The 15,328-nt window shown below is 38.2% G+C and carries 17 protein-coding genes; 10 read left to right on the forward strand and 7 right to left on the reverse strand.

Annotated elements, in window-relative coordinates; all coding sequences use genetic code 11:
• Positions 1 to 3 precede the first annotated feature (3 nt).
• Positions 4 to 843, reverse strand: a complete 840-nt coding sequence (locus tag FVB32_RS09560; RefSeq protein WP_147743577.1) for an alpha/beta hydrolase — start codon at positions 841 to 843, stop codon at positions 4 to 6.
• Between the two features lie 97 nt (positions 844 to 940).
• Here FVB32_RS09560 and FVB32_RS09565 point away from each other — a divergent pair, with 97 nt between their 5' ends.
• On the forward strand, positions 941 to 1,363 hold the full coding sequence (locus FVB32_RS09565) for a winged helix-turn-helix transcriptional regulator (protein ID WP_147743578.1): 423 nt from the start codon (positions 941 to 943) through the stop codon (positions 1,361 to 1,363).
• Here FVB32_RS09565 and FVB32_RS09570 read toward each other — a convergent pair.
• The 3 genes from FVB32_RS09570 to FVB32_RS09580 all read right to left on the reverse strand — a co-directional run bounded on the left by FVB32_RS09570 (position 1,360) and on the right by FVB32_RS09580 (position 4,444).
• Positions 1,360 to 2,322: a YybH family protein gene (locus tag FVB32_RS09570; protein ID WP_147743579.1), complete on the reverse strand. Its 963-nt coding sequence runs from the start codon at positions 2,320 to 2,322 to the stop codon at positions 1,360 to 1,362. The two genes, FVB32_RS09565 and FVB32_RS09570, sit on opposite strands and share 4 nt — an antisense overlap.
• A gap of 74 nt (positions 2,323 to 2,396) precedes the next feature.
• Positions 2,397 to 2,927: a DUF1131 domain-containing protein gene (locus FVB32_RS09575; protein ID WP_147743580.1), complete on the reverse strand. Its 531-nt coding sequence runs from the start codon at positions 2,925 to 2,927 to the stop codon at positions 2,397 to 2,399.
• A 5-nt stretch (positions 2,928 to 2,932) separates the two neighbouring features.
• Positions 2,933 to 4,444: a helicase HerA-like domain-containing protein gene (locus FVB32_RS09580; protein ID WP_147743581.1), complete on the reverse strand. Its 1,512-nt coding sequence runs from the start codon at positions 4,442 to 4,444 to the stop codon at positions 2,933 to 2,935.
• 56 nt (positions 4,445 to 4,500) lie between these two features.
• On the opposite strand from FVB32_RS09580, the gene FVB32_RS09585 reads away from it, so the two are divergent.
• Both FVB32_RS09585 and FVB32_RS09590 read left to right on the forward strand, forming a co-directional pair.
• Positions 4,501 to 4,953: a RidA family protein gene (locus FVB32_RS09585; RefSeq protein ID WP_147743582.1), complete on the forward strand. Its 453-nt coding sequence runs from the start codon at positions 4,501 to 4,503 to the stop codon at positions 4,951 to 4,953.
• A 45-nt stretch (positions 4,954 to 4,998) separates the two neighbouring features.
• Positions 4,999 to 5,631, forward strand: a complete 633-nt coding sequence (locus tag FVB32_RS09590) for a 7-carboxy-7-deazaguanine synthase QueE (protein ID WP_147743583.1) — start codon at positions 4,999 to 5,001, stop codon at positions 5,629 to 5,631.
• An 11-nt stretch (positions 5,632 to 5,642) separates the two neighbouring features.
• Here the strand turns inward: FVB32_RS09590 and FVB32_RS09595 are convergent, their stop codons facing one another.
• Together FVB32_RS09595 and FVB32_RS09600 are read right to left on the reverse strand one after the other, a co-directional pair.
• A complete protein-coding gene (locus FVB32_RS09595; RefSeq protein WP_147743584.1) occupies positions 5,643 to 6,440 on the reverse strand; it encodes a hypothetical protein in 798 nt (265 codons plus the stop codon).
• Positions 6,441 to 6,482: 42 nt separating this feature from the next.
• A complete protein-coding gene (locus tag FVB32_RS09600; RefSeq protein WP_147743585.1) occupies positions 6,483 to 7,190 on the reverse strand; it encodes a class I SAM-dependent methyltransferase in 708 nt (235 codons plus the stop codon).
• An 85-nt stretch (positions 7,191 to 7,275) separates the two neighbouring features.
• Between FVB32_RS09600 and FVB32_RS09605 the strand changes: the two genes are divergently transcribed.
• The 3 genes from FVB32_RS09605 to FVB32_RS09615 are packed head-to-tail and all read left to right on the forward strand — an operon-like array spanning position 7,276 to position 9,527.
• Positions 7,276 to 7,770, forward strand: a complete 495-nt coding sequence (locus FVB32_RS09605; protein ID WP_147743586.1) for a YkgJ family cysteine cluster protein — start codon at positions 7,276 to 7,278, stop codon at positions 7,768 to 7,770.
• Positions 7,771 to 7,791: 21 nt separating this feature from the next.
• Positions 7,792 to 8,628 (forward strand): sterol desaturase family protein, encoded by an 837-nt coding sequence (locus tag FVB32_RS09610; protein ID WP_147743587.1) that lies wholly within the window; start codon positions 7,792 to 7,794, stop codon positions 8,626 to 8,628.
• A 23-nt stretch (positions 8,629 to 8,651) separates the two neighbouring features.
• Positions 8,652 to 9,527 (forward strand): alpha/beta hydrolase family protein, encoded by an 876-nt coding sequence (locus FVB32_RS09615; protein ID WP_147743588.1) that lies wholly within the window; start codon positions 8,652 to 8,654, stop codon positions 9,525 to 9,527.
• A gap of 5 nt (positions 9,528 to 9,532) precedes the next feature.
• Here the strand turns inward: FVB32_RS09615 and FVB32_RS09620 are convergent, their stop codons facing one another.
• Positions 9,533 to 10,759 (reverse strand): exo-beta-N-acetylmuramidase NamZ family protein, encoded by a 1,227-nt coding sequence (locus tag FVB32_RS09620; protein ID WP_147743589.1) that lies wholly within the window; start codon positions 10,757 to 10,759, stop codon positions 9,533 to 9,535.
• Positions 10,760 to 10,762: 3 nt separating this feature from the next.
• On the opposite strand from FVB32_RS09620, the gene FVB32_RS09625 reads away from it, so the two are divergent.
• The 4 genes from FVB32_RS09625 (at position 10,763) to FVB32_RS09640 (ending at position 15,168) form a co-directional block, all read left to right on the forward strand.
• Positions 10,763 to 12,004 carry an ABC transporter permease gene (locus tag FVB32_RS09625; RefSeq protein ID WP_147743590.1) on the forward strand — a complete coding sequence of 414 codons (1,242 nt, stop codon included), beginning with the start codon at positions 10,763 to 10,765 and terminating at the stop codon, positions 12,002 to 12,004.
• Between the two features lie 77 nt (positions 12,005 to 12,081).
• On the forward strand, positions 12,082 to 13,062 hold the full coding sequence (locus FVB32_RS09630; protein WP_147743591.1) for a PLP-dependent cysteine synthase family protein: 981 nt from the start codon (positions 12,082 to 12,084) through the stop codon (positions 13,060 to 13,062).
• Positions 13,063 to 13,093: 31 nt separating this feature from the next.
• Complete coding sequence (locus FVB32_RS09635; protein ID WP_147743592.1) at positions 13,094 to 14,392, forward strand: M20/M25/M40 family metallo-hydrolase; 1,299 nt, start codon at positions 13,094 to 13,096, stop codon at positions 14,390 to 14,392.
• Positions 14,392 to 15,168, forward strand: a complete 777-nt coding sequence (locus FVB32_RS09640; RefSeq protein ID WP_147743593.1) for an aldose 1-epimerase — start codon at positions 14,392 to 14,394, stop codon at positions 15,166 to 15,168. Before FVB32_RS09635 ends, FVB32_RS09640 begins: the two co-directional genes overlap by 1 nt.
• Positions 15,169 to 15,328 lie beyond the last annotated feature (160 nt).

Below are 15,328 nucleotides of genomic sequence, written 5' to 3' on the forward strand. Positions count from 1 at the left end.
TGACTACGCTTTCAAAAAAGAGATAATTTGATTGTTTACGTCCTCTTGGTGCATAGAATGCCCTAAACCTTCGGTAGTGATCAATTTGCTTCCCTTCCAATTGGAGTGAACTTGTTCTGATGCATGATAGGGCGCAATGGCATCCAGTCTATCATGAAACAACAACCCTTTTTTTGTATTGGTTTGTGCAAATTTTGAAGTGGAAAAATCACGAATGTGAAACCCAAATCGATTCAGGATATACTGGTCTAGGTATTTCATAAATCGATCACTGAATTTTAGAAGACTTTGATAATGCCCCATGATTTCATGAAATTCTGAAGGAGCACCTATCGTAACCATTTTTTCGACTTTCGGATTAGGATTTTTGTATTCATTGTACATTAATGTCATGCCACCCACAGAATGTCCAACAAGATATTGTGGGTTGTATTTGTTGATCATATGGTGCAGGACTTCCTCATATAGGGGCACATATAAAATTTTACCGGAAGAATGTCCATGCGAAGGAGCATCAAAAGCTATGATGTTAAAATCTGCTTCTCTTAGTTTTTGGATGAGATTTCGCCATCTGAAAGTATTACTCTCCCAACCATGCACTAATAGCACAGTTTCTTTTTTTCCGGGCCAGTGATAAGACTGTAGTTTATGCCCGGCAGCCAATTCGGTTTCATGTTTGGCCTCCTCCAAATATGCAGCTTGTTGTGGAAGGACCCTGCCTTTTCTTACCGTGCAAAACAAAACAAAAGCTTTATGAGCGGCTTTTTTTGAGTTGAAAAGGGAGTATACATTAAAATATTGCCCGAAAGCCAGTGGAAGTAATTTGGTAATTAGTTTTTTCATATAGTTACTTTTTGTAACTTACTCTTTAATTGAAACTAAAAGTACACATTCATTTTAAAACAAAAAAGAGGTCACTCTTTAAAAACCAAGTATAAAAATGGAAACTGTAGCTGATAATCAGAATGTTAAGACAGTAAAAAAATTAGAAAAAATGTTCGGTCATATCGATTATAGACACCCTCCTGAGCTTTGCCCAGTTAGAGATGTGATGTCTGTCGCCTCTGATCAGTGGAGTACTTTGATTATTCTTTGGTTGGGTTACTTTCCAGTGTTGCGTTTCAACAAACTCAAGAAATTTGTATATGGTATCTCCAATAAGGTTTTAAGTCAACGATTAAAGGTTTTGGAAGCTGATGGATATATTGAAAGAAATGCGTATCCCGAAGTGCCAATTAGGGTAGAATATAGCCTTACTGAGTTTGGTCAATCATATGTGGAAAAGCTATTGGAGCTAACAGAGTGGATGCAAGCCAATAGTCCGAAGGTACTTGCCAATAGAGAAAAATATGGATTGCTTTAATCTTTTAACCTGTTCCAGATATCGATATACATTTTCCAATCGTTTCCAACCTTTTTCCAAACGACAACATATTTCCCTTTCCAGCTAGAAATAGGTTCCTTCCCTTTTTGACTGGTGCCATGGTAGTATCCATAATCATAGGCATAGTCACCTGTAATTTTTATTCCTGAAGTATCCATGCCATGAGACAAAATTTTGGTGTCCTTTCCCGATATCCAACGCGCTTTAATATCCTCTCTTCCTTCAATTATGGGAACTCCTAAAGGAATGAATTTGGCATCTTGGGTATAGCTATTAGCCATTGCATCGAAATCTTGGGCAATGAAGGCCGTTGAGAACCCCCTTGATGCAGCAATTATTTTGTTTTTTTCGTTCTCATCGTCATTTGAAATTTTGCCATTTGAACAATCAATCCTCCACGTGGGAAAAACAACAGATTCGGTCTTATCTACCCATTCGCCGACCCATTTAAAACCGTTAGCATCAATATCGTAGAAGGACAATCGGTAAAAACCATCCGTTCCATTTGGTGCTTTCTGTTCCCGATACAATACAATTTTACCTTCTTCATTTTTATTTCCTTCCCAAGTACGCAAGGTGGTTGAAACGGCTCGCGTGCTGTAATAATGAACGTACCATCGGAGACTATCGGGGCTAAATTGGCGAATACTACCAGAATAGGTTTTGTCTTCCTTTAAGGTTTCATCTTGAATGGCCATACCATTCATAATGTATTTAAAACGCCAAATCATATCAACCGGTTCCGCCCAGGTTTGATCAGCTTTTCTGGTTTCGGATTTACAGTTGCATTCCCCGATCAATGGAGCAAAATCCAATACCTCTTTTGGTGCATCAGGATTTGGAAGTCCAAATGGGTGCTCTACGGATGGTTCAAAATCATACTGCGCAGCCATTAGGAAGGGGAATAGAAAGAGCGTTAAAAGGGTATTGGTTTTCATTTGGATGGATTTTACCATCAAATTACCCAAATGGACTAAAGCGACAACTTCCTTTAGGAATTAATTAACAAAGGCTATTCCCACCCCAGCATCAGATACTTTATTTTGGCGTTGTCTGGTATTTGCACCGCTTCAATATTGGTGTTGTTGTATCTTAGGTTAGATGGAAGTTCGGTTTTATCAATGGTGAAGTACAGATTACTTTCCTTGGGGAATATGACAATGCTATTAATGGTGGTTACAACCTTTTTGATGGGATATTTTTTTTGGATCTCACCAAAGGTGCTGGCTAGGCTAATTCCTTTGTCGGTTTTGTATCGCGAATCGAATACCCTAACATTCTCAACGGTAGCTGTACTATCGGTTTTAGGGGTAAGTGTTAAAAGATGCTTCCCACCTTTTTCATGAATTTTAATTTTTTTTCCTTTGGTAGTGTCCATCACCACTGAATCTTGAGCAAAAACAATCTCTAAGTCATCAACTTCAGTTGATTTTGACAGATGTCCAACGGCATTTTCGGTAATTAAAAACGAAATGTCTTTTTCAGCACATTGCGTCAATACTAGAAATAGGCCTAGTGCTATGACTTTGTATATTTTCTTCATATTGATTATCGGATGACTTTTTTAAGTACTCCAAGCACTCCACGAATAAAGGTAGCGCTTGTTAATACCTTAACAACGGGATTCATTCGCGTGCTTCTTCGGGTAGATGTGGTTCTTTTGGATGTTGTTTTTCGTTCCTTTTCTTTTTCAGCTTCTTTTTCTGCTTTTTCAATTTTTTCGTTCAAGATTTCATAGGCGCTTTCCCTGTCTATATCTTGATTGTATTTTTTTATAAGTTTTGATTTTCCTAGTGCTTCTTTCAGTTCGGTATCCGTCAGTACATCCATACGACTCATAGGAGCTCTTAGCATGGTGGCTGCAAGCGGTGTAGGTCTTCCCTTTTCATCTAAAGCAGAAATAAGCGCTTCCCCAATTCCCAAGGATGTCAATACCTCTTTGGTATCATAGAATGGTGAATCTGGATAGTTTTCCGCAGTAAGTTTAATGGCTTTTCTGTCTTTGGCAGTAAAGGCACGCAGTGCATGCTGTACTTTAAGTCCTAATTGTGCTAGTACATCATCTGGAACATCAGTAGGGTTTTGCGTTACAAAATATAGCCCAATACCTTTAGAGCGAATAAGTTTTACAATACTCTCTATTTGATCTAGTAGGGCCTTGGAAGCTTCTTTGAAAATGAGGTGCGCCTCATCAATAAAAAGAATCAATTCTGGACTGTCACTATCACCTTGTTCAGGAAATGTGGCATAGATTTCGGCCAAAAGACTGAGCATAAAGGTGGAAAAGAGCTTGGGCCTATCCTGGATATCGGTTAGTCTAATAATATTGATATACCCTCTTCCGTTTTCATCAATACGGACCAAGTCTTCTACTTCAAAAGATTTTTCACCAAAGAACAAATCAGCTCCTTGTTGTTCCAATTCTATGATCTTCCTTAAAATAGTACCGGTAGAGCTCGTGGAAATACGCCCATATGCAGACTGAAATTCTTTTTTTCCTTCGCCTGTTGCATATTGCAATACCTTTTTAAAATCCTTTAAATCGAGCAGAGGTAATTTGTTGTCATCGCAATACTTGAAAACCACCGCTACAATACCTTCTTGGGTAACCGTTAAATCCAGAATTCTAGAGAGCAATACCGGGCCAAACTCCGATACGGTGGCCCTAAGGCGAACTCCATTCTGTTCGGAGAGTGACATGATTTCAACAGGGAATCCATTGGCTTCAAAAGGAAGTCCAATTTTTTCATGACGTTCATCTATTTTAGGGTGTCCAGGGCTGGGTTGTGCTATACCACTGAGGTCACCTTTAAGGTCCATGAGTAAAACCGGAATCCCTTTATTGGATAAGTTCTCAGCTATAACTTGTAAGGTTTTTGTTTTTCCCGTTCCCGTAGCACCTGCGATTAATCCATGTCTGTTTAGGGTTTTCAATGGAATTTTAACATAGGCGTTGGTCACCGTTTCTCCATTGAACATTCCTGTTCCCATGATAATATAATCACCTTTGGTGGTATATCCTTTTTCAATATGTTGAAAGAATTCTTCTTTGGTACTCATGGAGTTCAATTTCCGATAAAAATAGGGTAATTTTAAGCAAATTTAAAAATCAGAGTATGAAACGAGTTCAAGGTCTTTTTCTTTCCATTTTGATGGTTGGAGTAATATCCAGCACGTATTCTCAAGAAAATACAGAAATCATTTTCCACAAGCCAGCAAATCCTGAGCGGGCAAAAGCCCCCTTTAGTGAAGCTGTTCAGGCTGGAAACCTTTTCTTTTTAGCAGGACAGATAGGCATGGACCGTTCTATTGGGGAATTGGCTACTGGAGGGATTCAAGGCGAAACAGAACAAACTATCAAGAACATTCAAGGAGTGTTACAACATCATGGATTGTCATTGGACAATGTAGTAAAGTGCACTGTGATTCTTAGCGATATTAAAGACTTTAAAGCTTTTAATGAAGTATATATCCAGTATTTCACCAATAAACCGGCCAGAACAACTTTTGCGGCCAAAGATCTTGCTGCGGGAGCCAAAATTGAGATTGAAGTAATGGCAATTAGATAGGTTTTAAGTCTAGGTCTAAGATGAACTAAGTCCTATCTTTGCAAAATGGTAACAACGCAGGTAATGGATTTGGTGAACAAGGGCACGATGCTTCCATTAATGGAAGAGTTTTACACCATCCAGGGAGAAGGCTATCATAAAGGCACGGCAGCATATTTTATTCGTGTGGGTGGTTGCGATGTTGGTTGTCATTGGTGCGATGTAAAGGAAAGCTGGGATGCTGAAATCCATCCGCCAACTGCTATTGAAAGTATTATTGACAATGCTTCTTCTTATTCTGATACCATAGTAGTTACTGGTGGAGAACCTTTAACATGGGATATGGGCCCCTTGACTTCTGGATTGAAGACCAAAAACCTCCAAATTCATATTGAAACCTCTGGAGCGTATCCGTTAACTGGAGTTTGGGATTGGATTTGCCTATCTCCCAAGAAAAATAAACTTCCTGTTCCAGAAATATACGATAGCGCAAACGAACTTAAAATCATTGTTTATAACAAACATGATTTGGTTTTTGCTGAAGAACAGGCAGCCAAAGTGGGTAAAGATTGTATTCTGTATTTGCAACCAGAATGGAGCGTTCGAGAAAAGATGGTTCCAATAATTGTAGACTATGTTATGCAAAACCCACAATGGAAAGTCTCCTTACAGACCCATAAATATTTGAATATTCCTTAGGTTTTATTGACTTATCGGCCTCCGTTGCTTTGTAAGTCTAAAATGCATTCTGCGTCGAGTACCGGAACTGCAGCAGACCCTTTGGAAGCATTACTTTCCATCATTTTCATCATTGGCACACCAAATTGAAGTTCAGCACGCATCAGGCAACCTGTTACATTACAATGGTTTTCAGCATCGGGATCTTCATGGTCATTTACCGGGTCCGTGCCCAAATTAACCAAACCGAACAGATGCCCAAACTCATGGTTTAATGTTGCGGTTTCAACATCGGTAACAGTAATTGTATTGCTTCTGCTAGCTAAATCCCGTATAGTAGATTCATAAATAATCATGGAAGTATTTCTGTAGACAGCGCCCAAAGTTACTAGGCCTTCATCCAGGTCATCCCCATCAGATGGCGAGTCGGCAAAATAAATATAGATTGCCAAGGTTCTTCCATCATTGTAGGAATCACGATTATCACTTTCCAAATCCGCAATTTCTTCTAGTGTCAGTGACTCTTCATTTGGAGAAGAAAGATTGTTGAAGATAAACTCAATATCTGTTTTAAAAGTTCTTTCCCTAAGATAATCTTCAAAATTTGCCACTGTTTGTCCAGTAGGTTGAAATCCGTCGACATAATCAATTTCAATCAACAACTTATCAAAGTTGGCATTGGATAAAATGTCATTTGCTGAAGAACCAGTTGCCTGGAGGTTTGCAGTTTTGTCAACATTTTGAGGATTAGGAGGGTTTTCTGAGTCTTTAGAGCAACCCAAAATGATTCCTAGACAGAATAAGGAGTAAATCGCGATTTTCTTTTTCATGATAAATCTATATCTATTTAAAACGTGCTTTGGCACATTCTATTATTGTCTATTTGAAAGTTTTGCTAAATAGTCGTAATGTTCGCCAGATATTACAAGCTCACAATTCATGCCATTCGCTAAACAAGCGTTTTGCAAGGTATTAAAATCAACATAAAGCCAGTAAAATGGTTCACTTTTTTGCTTTTTATATTCCATAGTAAAGGTCACTTCCCCATAATAGTTTTCACTATTGGGAATCCAAAAACCGCCGTCTTCGTCTTGATCGAACATATAGATAATATCGCTTGAATCCAACAGAATTTGTCCGTTGGGATTAAGAAGAGATTTTAAGTGATTAAGGAAAGTGCCCAGGTCAAATAGTTTGCCAGCTAAACCAATACCGTTCATGAGCAAAAGAATGGTGTCAAATTTAGATTCACTGTACGCTAGAATTTTTTTGTTTACCGTATGCTCAACACCTCTAAGATTGCAAACCTTTATGGCTCCTTTTGAAGCATCCAAGCCCGTTGTTTCAAATCCTTTTTTTTGTAGATATAGAACATGGTTTCCAGCACCACAGCCAACATCCAAGACCTTACCGGTAGCAAGTTTTAATGCTTTTTGCTCTAGAGGGGGCATTTCTTTAAAATCCCTGAACAAATAGGGAAGCGGAATACTATCCTCTTCATCGAGGGATGAATAGGTTTTAATATCCTCTGTATAATTATTGGAATGATAATCTAATAAAGCTTGTCCAAAAATATCCACTTCACATTTTTATGGGCATGGCAAAAATGAGACTTTAATTGCAGATAAGGGTTTAAATGAATTGTGTTTTTTATGTTTGCCATGTATGAAAGAGGAACTGGAACAATTGCCAAGGAGGGCCAAGGAAAAAAAAGCTGAAAACAAGAAGTTTTTTGCAAAGCTGAGGAAACGACCTCCCAAAAATTTGGATTACACCATGCAAGAGCTTCATACGGCGGAGTTTGAAAGAACCGATTGCCTTAGCTGTGCCAATTGCTGCAAAACAACAGGACCTCTCTTTACAAATGCAGATGTTGAGCGAATTTCGAAGCACTTTAGACTAAAACCTTCACAGTTTATTGATCAGTATTTGAGGTTGGATGAAGAAAATGATTATGTGCTGAAAAGTATCCCTTGCTCTTTTTTGGGTACGGATAATTATTGTTCTATTTACGAGGTGAGACCAAAAGCATGTAGAGAGTTTCCGCATACAGACCGCAAAAAATTTCATCAGATTAGTAATTTGACGCTGAAAAATGTAGCAATTTGCCCTGCAGCGTTCAATATCGTGGAGGAAATGAAAAGAAAAATAAAGCTTTAATGATTTCTTATATTTGAGAATATGGAGCAACTCATCGCATACTTTGAAAATATTCCTGCACTGCATAGGAGCCTTATTCTTGTTGGTGGAATCACTTTTTTTTGGATTTTGGAAGGCATCGTTCCCCTTTTTACCGTTTCGTACAAAAAATGGCGCCATTCTGTGCCTAACTTTTTCTTTACCGTGACTACAATTATTGTGAATTTCCCTCTAGCTTTTCTATTGTTGAAAACATCGGATTGGTCTGTGGAAAATCAATTTGGAATACTGAATTGGTTACCGGAAATGCCTTTTTGGCTCTATGTTGTTCTTGGAGTGATGCTCTTGGATTTAATTGGAGCGTATACGGCGCATCTGGTTGAGCATAAGGTAAAACCACTGTGGATGGTACATTTGGTGCATCATTCAGACCATAACGTAGATACCACAACGGCAAATCGTCATCATCCATTGGAGAGTTTAATTCGCTACACGTTTACGCTAATTGGTGTTTTTATTGTTGGTGCCCCAATTGGGATTATTATGCTATATCAGAGTTTGTCAGTTGTTCTTTCACAATTTAACCATGCCAATATTCGGTTGCCCAAGAAAGTGGATAATGCCATAAGCTGGCTTATCGTAAGTCCGGATATGCACAAAGTACATCATCATCATAAATTGCCCTATACAGATTCTAACTATGGCAATATTTTCTCTATTTGGGATAGACTATTCGGAACCTTCATGAAAATGGATGTTGATGCAATTGTTTACGGTGTGGATACTTTTCCAGATGAAAAAGAAAATAGTAGTATTATAGGCTTGCTGAAACAACCTTTTCATAAATACAGAAGACCTACCACTTCAGAGCCTAAGTAAAAACGCTTTCGCAAACCTTTAATATGATGCACAAAGAGATAGATATTCCCTGTAATGATGGATTTGTGCTTAAAGGGACTATTTATTCTGCTAAACCTGATTTAAACAAAAGGAAAGTACTTATCATTAACTCGGCTACTGCGGTTAGTAAGGATTTGTATAAAAATTATGCCTTGTACATGTCAGATTATGGTTTTGATGTTCTTACCTATGACTATCGGGGTATTGCAGCTTCAAGGCCAAAAAAATTAATAGGTTTCCAAGCTTCTTTTTCAGTTTGGGGGCGAAAAGATTTTACTAGTGTATTACAATACGTAAAAGAAAACTATCCAAATCATTCAGTCTTGATTTTAGGTCATAGCATTGGAGGAACCATTATTGGAATGTCCAAAGACTGCTCATTAATTGACAAGATAATTAACATTGGTGCCCAAACTGCCTACTATAAGGATTGGGATACTCAAAAGCAGAAACTTTACTTTTTATGGCATGTGCTTTTTCCGCTGCTAACAAAGGTTTTTGGGTATTTTCCTGGCAAGCGACTTGGTCTTTTAGAAGATGTTCCAAAGGGAGTTATAAAACAGTGGCATGCTAGAAGAAAAATTCATAACATGACCGAACAGTTGAACAAAAGTGGTCAAAAAGTGTACTATCATGAGTTTTCTGGTAAACTCTTGACCTTGGCAATTGAGGATGACCCCATTGGAACAGAAAAAGCCTTAAAGAGAATACATGATGTATTTAGTTCGGCTGATAAAAGAATTGAACTTGTAAAACCAAAAGATATTGGTGCTGAAAAAATCGGTCACTTTGGGTTTTTCAGCAGAAGGTTCAAAACCACGCTTTGGTATAAAACAGCATTGTACTATGATTCTGTTCAAAGTTCTGTAAAACGTTAGCGATGCTATTCGTAGATTAAATATTTAGCTCTTATTTTTTTAAAAGCTTCCAGGTCTTCTTGCCAAGAAGCTTTTATTTCTAATTCGGTTGACCCAGCCTCAATTTGCTTTTGTAATTCTGGAGTGCCAGCATGTTTGGTGAAAGATTTGGTAATAAAGAATTTTGATTTGTCAGGAGTGTTTTTGTAAGCATCTAGCAACCATTGTAGCGAAACAGATTCCATTCGTTCAGATTGGGATAAATCCTTTCCAAAAGACCTTTTACCTTCCTCTTTTGGGTGTTTGGAACCAAAATTGGGTTTAGGCGTGTAGATGAAATCATATTGAACACTATCCAAAAAGGAAGCGCCGTACCGTTGAAACTGAAATTCGGTGCCACGTCCTGCATTTACGTTAGTGCCTTCAAAAAGGCCAAGACTGGGGTAAAGCGTAATGGAAACATCGTTAGGGAGGTTGGGTGAGGGTCTTATAGGTAAATGATATTCAGACTCATGAGAATAATTTTGCAATGTAATTACTGTCAAATCCACTTTCTTTCCACTTTCCAACCATTGCTCTCCATTGATCATTTGTGCATATTCTCCCATAGTCATACCGTATACCAAAGGGATAGTTGTCATACCCAAAAAACTGGTATGTTCCTTTTTCATCGTTGGGCCATCAACGTAATGCCCATTAGGATTTGGTCTATCCAAAACTAGAATAGGAATATCGTTTTCCGCACAGGCATCCATGACCAGTTGTAAAGTAGCAATGTAGGTGTAGAACCTCACCCCAACATCTTGAATGTCAAAAACAACAAGATCCAGACCATCCAATTGTTCTTGAGACGGTTTTCGGTTTTTCCCATATAATGAAACAATAGGGAGTCCAGTTTTGGTATCCAAGCCGTCCTTAACCAATTCCCCAGCATCTGCTTTTCCCCGAAATCCGTGTTCTGGAGCAAAAACTTTGCTAACATCAACCTGCAATGAAATTAAAGAATCCACCAGATGTGCATACCCATTTTCTTTAAAGATTACACTGGTTTGATTTGCTACAATTCCTACGGACTTGTCTTTTAATAAAGGTAAATATGTCGTTGTCCTATTAGCGGCAACGCTAATTTTAAGAAGGGAATCGCTTTTGACGCTTATTGCGGCGGTATCAGTTTTTTTTTCTTGTCCACGACATGAAGAAACCAACAAAACCAACAATAAAACTGTACTTTTGAATATAGATAAAATGGGCATTCGTTGAATTTAGAATTGTTTATTGCCAAGCGCCTGATTACAGGGAAGGAGCATAAAATTAGTATTTCCGCCCCTATAATAAAAATTGCCATTGCAGCTATTGCAATTGGTATTGTGATGATGCTGATCGCCATTGCTACTGGTGTAGGGCTAAAACATAAGATTAGAGAAAAAGTTGCAGCCTTTAATGGCCATATTCAAATCTCTAATTACGATAATAATACTTCAGACGTTTCGGTTGCTCCAGTTTCCTTGATCCAGGATTTTTATCCAGAATTTAAAGATATCAATGGTATTTCCCATGTACAGGCCGTGGCCACCAAAGGTGGAATTATTAGAACAGAGGATACATTTGAAGGGATGTTGGCCAAAGGAGTGGGCCAAGATTACAATTGGACAGTCTTTAAAGAATATATTGTTGATGGGGTACTACCAGATTTTTCAGGAAAACTTAACGATGAGGTTTTGATTTCGAGAATGATGGCAAATCGGTTACAACTTAAGGTTGGAGATTCTTTTTTCTCCTTTTTTCTGAAAGAAGGGGATGCATCCAAAGTACCTAACAATAGAAAGTTCAAAATTACAGGGATTTATGACAGCGGTTTTGAAGAGTTTGATGCTACCTATGTATTTGTCGACATTAGGCACATTCAAAGAATGAACAAATGGGAAGCAACTGAAATTGGAAATTTTGAAGTTTTTATAGAAGATTTTGACCAACTTGAAGAGAAGAGCAATGAAATCTATGGGAAAACCCTTGCTGATTTAGACACACAAAATATTAAGACCAAATACTTCAGGATATTTGAATGGATAAATCTGTTCGATTTCAATATTGCGCTCATCATTGGAATAATGATTATTGTTGGAGGAATAAATATGATTACTGCACTTCTTGTTCTTATTTTGGAACGAACTCAAATGATAGGTGTATTAAAGGCATTGGGTTCTGAAAACTGGAGCATCAGAAAAGTGTTTCTATACAATGCTACGTATTTAATTGCAATCGGGTTGCTTTGGGGTAATGGTATTGGTCTGGGTTTACTTTATCTTCAAGATAAATTCCGACTGTTTAAATTTCCAAATCCAGAAGAGTATTACATTGAGTACATTCCGGTACATATTGATGTGCCAACGATACTCCTTTTAAACCTCGGTGTGATGCTATTGTGTTTAGTGATGTTATTATTGCCATCTTATATTATTACCAAAATAACTCCTGTTAAGGCGATAAAGTTTGAATAGGCAACAGAAACTTTAAGGGTCTTTTTAGGCTCTGTTGGGCCAACCACCCAAATCAAAAAACTATCTTTGCCGCGATTATGGAATATGCAAATAACATTCTTGAGACCATTGGGAATACTCCTTTGGTGAAACTCAATAAACTAACAGCAAAGCTTCCCTGTTTAGTGCTGGCAAAATACGAGACGTTCAACCCTGGAAATTCGGTTAAAGACCGCATGGCACTGCAAATGATTGAAGATGCAGAGGCCTCTGGAACCTTAAAACCTGGAGGTACTATTATTGAAGGAACTTCGGGCAATACCGGTATGGGATTGGCTTTGGCTGCAGTAGTCAAAGGCTATAAAATGATTTGTGTCATCAGCGACAAACAGTCAAAGGAAAAGATAGATATTCTTAAAGCGGTAGGGAGCGAGGTTCATGTTTGCCCCACAGATGTAGCTCCAGAAGATCCTAGAAGCTATTATTCCACTGCAAGGCGTTTAGCTACAGAAATTCCAAACTCATGGTATGTTAACCAGTACGATAACCCTAGCAATGCCAAGGCTCATTATCTAAGCACTGGACCAGAGATTTGGGAACAAACGGATGGTAAAGTGACCCACTTTGTTGTAGGTGTCGGCACTGGCGGAACTGTTTCGGGAGTTGGTAAATATCTTAAAGAACAAAATCCCAATGTCAAGGTTTGGGGAATTGATACCTACGGTTCTGTATTCAAAAAATATCATGAGACTGGTATTTTTGATGAAAACGAAATCTACCCTTATGTTACCGAAGGGATTGGGGAAGATATTTTGCCAAAAAATGTTGATTTTGATATTATTGATGGCTTTACCAAGGTAACCGATAAAGATGCAGCGGTCTATACACAGCGTTTGGCCAAGGAAGAAGGCATGTTTTTAGGGAACTCTGCAGGAGCTGCCATAAAAGGGTTGTTGCAATTGGAAGAACACTTTACAAAAGATGATGTTGTTGTAGTGTTGTTCCATGATCATGGCAGTCGTTATGTAGGTAAAATGTTTAATGATGATTGGATGCGTGAGAAGGGATATATCGAGTAAAATTTGGTAAATTCATCTCAAATTAAACATTATGCCTATCAAGCGTTTTTTTACCCTTTGTTTCTTATTCTTTACAGTTTCTTTTTCTGCCCAAAATCTTTCTAAAACAGAAAAGAAGATTATTGCTTCAATAGAAAAAAACAATGCAGATGCCATTACTTTTTTGGAAAAGGTTGTCAACATAAACAGTGGAACGCTAAATGCCAAAGGAGTTAAAGAGGTAGGTATGGTTTTTAAAGATGCTTTTGAAAGTATCAATTTTGAAACCAAATGGATTGAAATGCCTTCCGAAATGAACCGCGCGGGGCATTTGTTTGCCGAAACCTCTGGTAAAAAAGGCAAAAAACTATTACTCATTGGTCATTTGGATACGGTTTTTGAAGAAGATAGCCCTTTTCAGAAATTTAAAATGGTCAACGATAGTATTGCTCATGCTCCTGGGGGAAATGATATGAAGGGTGGAGATGTAATAGTACTCTATGCCCTAAAGGCATTGCATGATAACGGATTGTTAAAAAATGCTCAGATTACTGTCGCATTTACCGGTGATGAAGAAAGTACAGGAAAACCGCTGACAGTTAGTAGAAAAGACTTGGTAGAGGCGGCCAAAAAAAGTGATATTGCTCTAGGATTTGAAACCTCTACGGGATTTAACTACGCTACCGTAGCTAGAAGAGGATCTTCTGGATGGGCTGTTGAGGTAGAGGGAAAAAGAGCACATTCCTCAGGGATATTTAGTGAACGTACTGGTGCAGGAGCTATTTTTGAAATCTCACGTATTCTACATGAATTTTATACAGAAGTAAAGGGAGAAGATTTATTGACCTTTAATCCGGGTACGCTGTTAGGAGGTACGTTTGTGAATTTTGATAGTGCTACGAGCAAAGGAGATGTTTTCGGAAAAAGCAATGTGGTGGCCCAAAAAGCAATGGTAAGAGGTGGTTTGCGTTTTATTTCAGAAGAGCAAAAAGAAAGGGCGAGAGCGAAGATGAGGGAAATAGTATCCAACAGTCTCCCTCACACATCAGCAAAGGTGACATTTACAGATAGTTATCCAGCAATGAAACCTACAGAAGGAAACAATGGTCTTTTGAGTATTTTGAATGATGTGAGTTTGGATTTGAATCAGGGCGAAGTACTTGCTTATGACCCTGGCAAAAGAGGTGCTGCAGATGTATCTTTTGTTGCTGAATATGTTGATTGTTTAGATGGCCTTGGTACTATGGGTTCTGGGGCACATACCCCTGAGGAAACAGTAAATCTCAATACCATTGAAGCATTGACCAAACGAACGGCAATCCTGATTTATAGACTCATTAATACCAAATAATGGTACAGCTCAAAAGGGGAAATTGTACTGCTGGAATTGATAAAGGTGAACTTATAAGCTTCATATTCGAAGAGCATGAGTTTATTCATCAAAAAGGAAGCCCTGGGTGGCGAAGTGCGGATACAGAAATGTTTCCGATTATTGGTCCATTAAATGAAACAGGCTTTAGGGTTCAGGTACCAAGAGGAAGCGGGGCCATACAAGATCAGCATGGATTGTTGCGGGAATTGGAGTATGAATTGATTTCCCAAACGGGCACTTCAGTCATCTTCAGAAAAGAATATGAGATGGGAACACGGGTGAGAAATTCCAAATTCCCAGAAAAATCAGATAAAGAATGGTTGTTTTGGCCATACAGTTTCACTTTTGAAAAATCCTTTGAGTTAAAGGAAGATAATTTGGAAATCACTTTCACTATTTCTGGCGAACGGGATATGCCCTTTATGCTGGGATACCATCCTGCGTTTAAACTTCATACGGATAGCCCCACAATTTTTACGAATGACAGGAAAATAACCTTGGATGAGGTGTTGGTTGTGGGAAGTAGAGCCCTACAAGTTGAAAATTGTAAATCCATTACCTTAAAAGATAAAAAGGATATTAAAATTGAGATTGAAGGTTTTGAACATTTTATGTGTTGGACAGAGGTTAAAAATATGGTCTGTATTGAACCCATTACGTTTTATCCCTATGCGATTGCGCAAAGAGAGTTGCATACCGGCTTTCAATATCTCGCTGATGCTGACGCTGTTTTTAAGGTCACCTTAAAAGTCTGATAGGCTAAAAAGTTAAAAAAATCACAATTTCTTAATAAAAAGTAGCATATTTCTTACTAACTTAGAGTTATCTCTTAAGGTGGATACCTTTATTTAATCCATCTTATAGATTGCACTTTTCCAAGGGAAACAATACGAATTCGAGTACTACGAATTCCGG

This window comes from Flagellimonas hymeniacidonis, from assembly GCF_008040165.1.
Lineage (GTDB): Bacteria > Bacteroidota > Bacteroidia > Flavobacteriales > Flavobacteriaceae > Flagellimonas > Flagellimonas hymeniacidonis.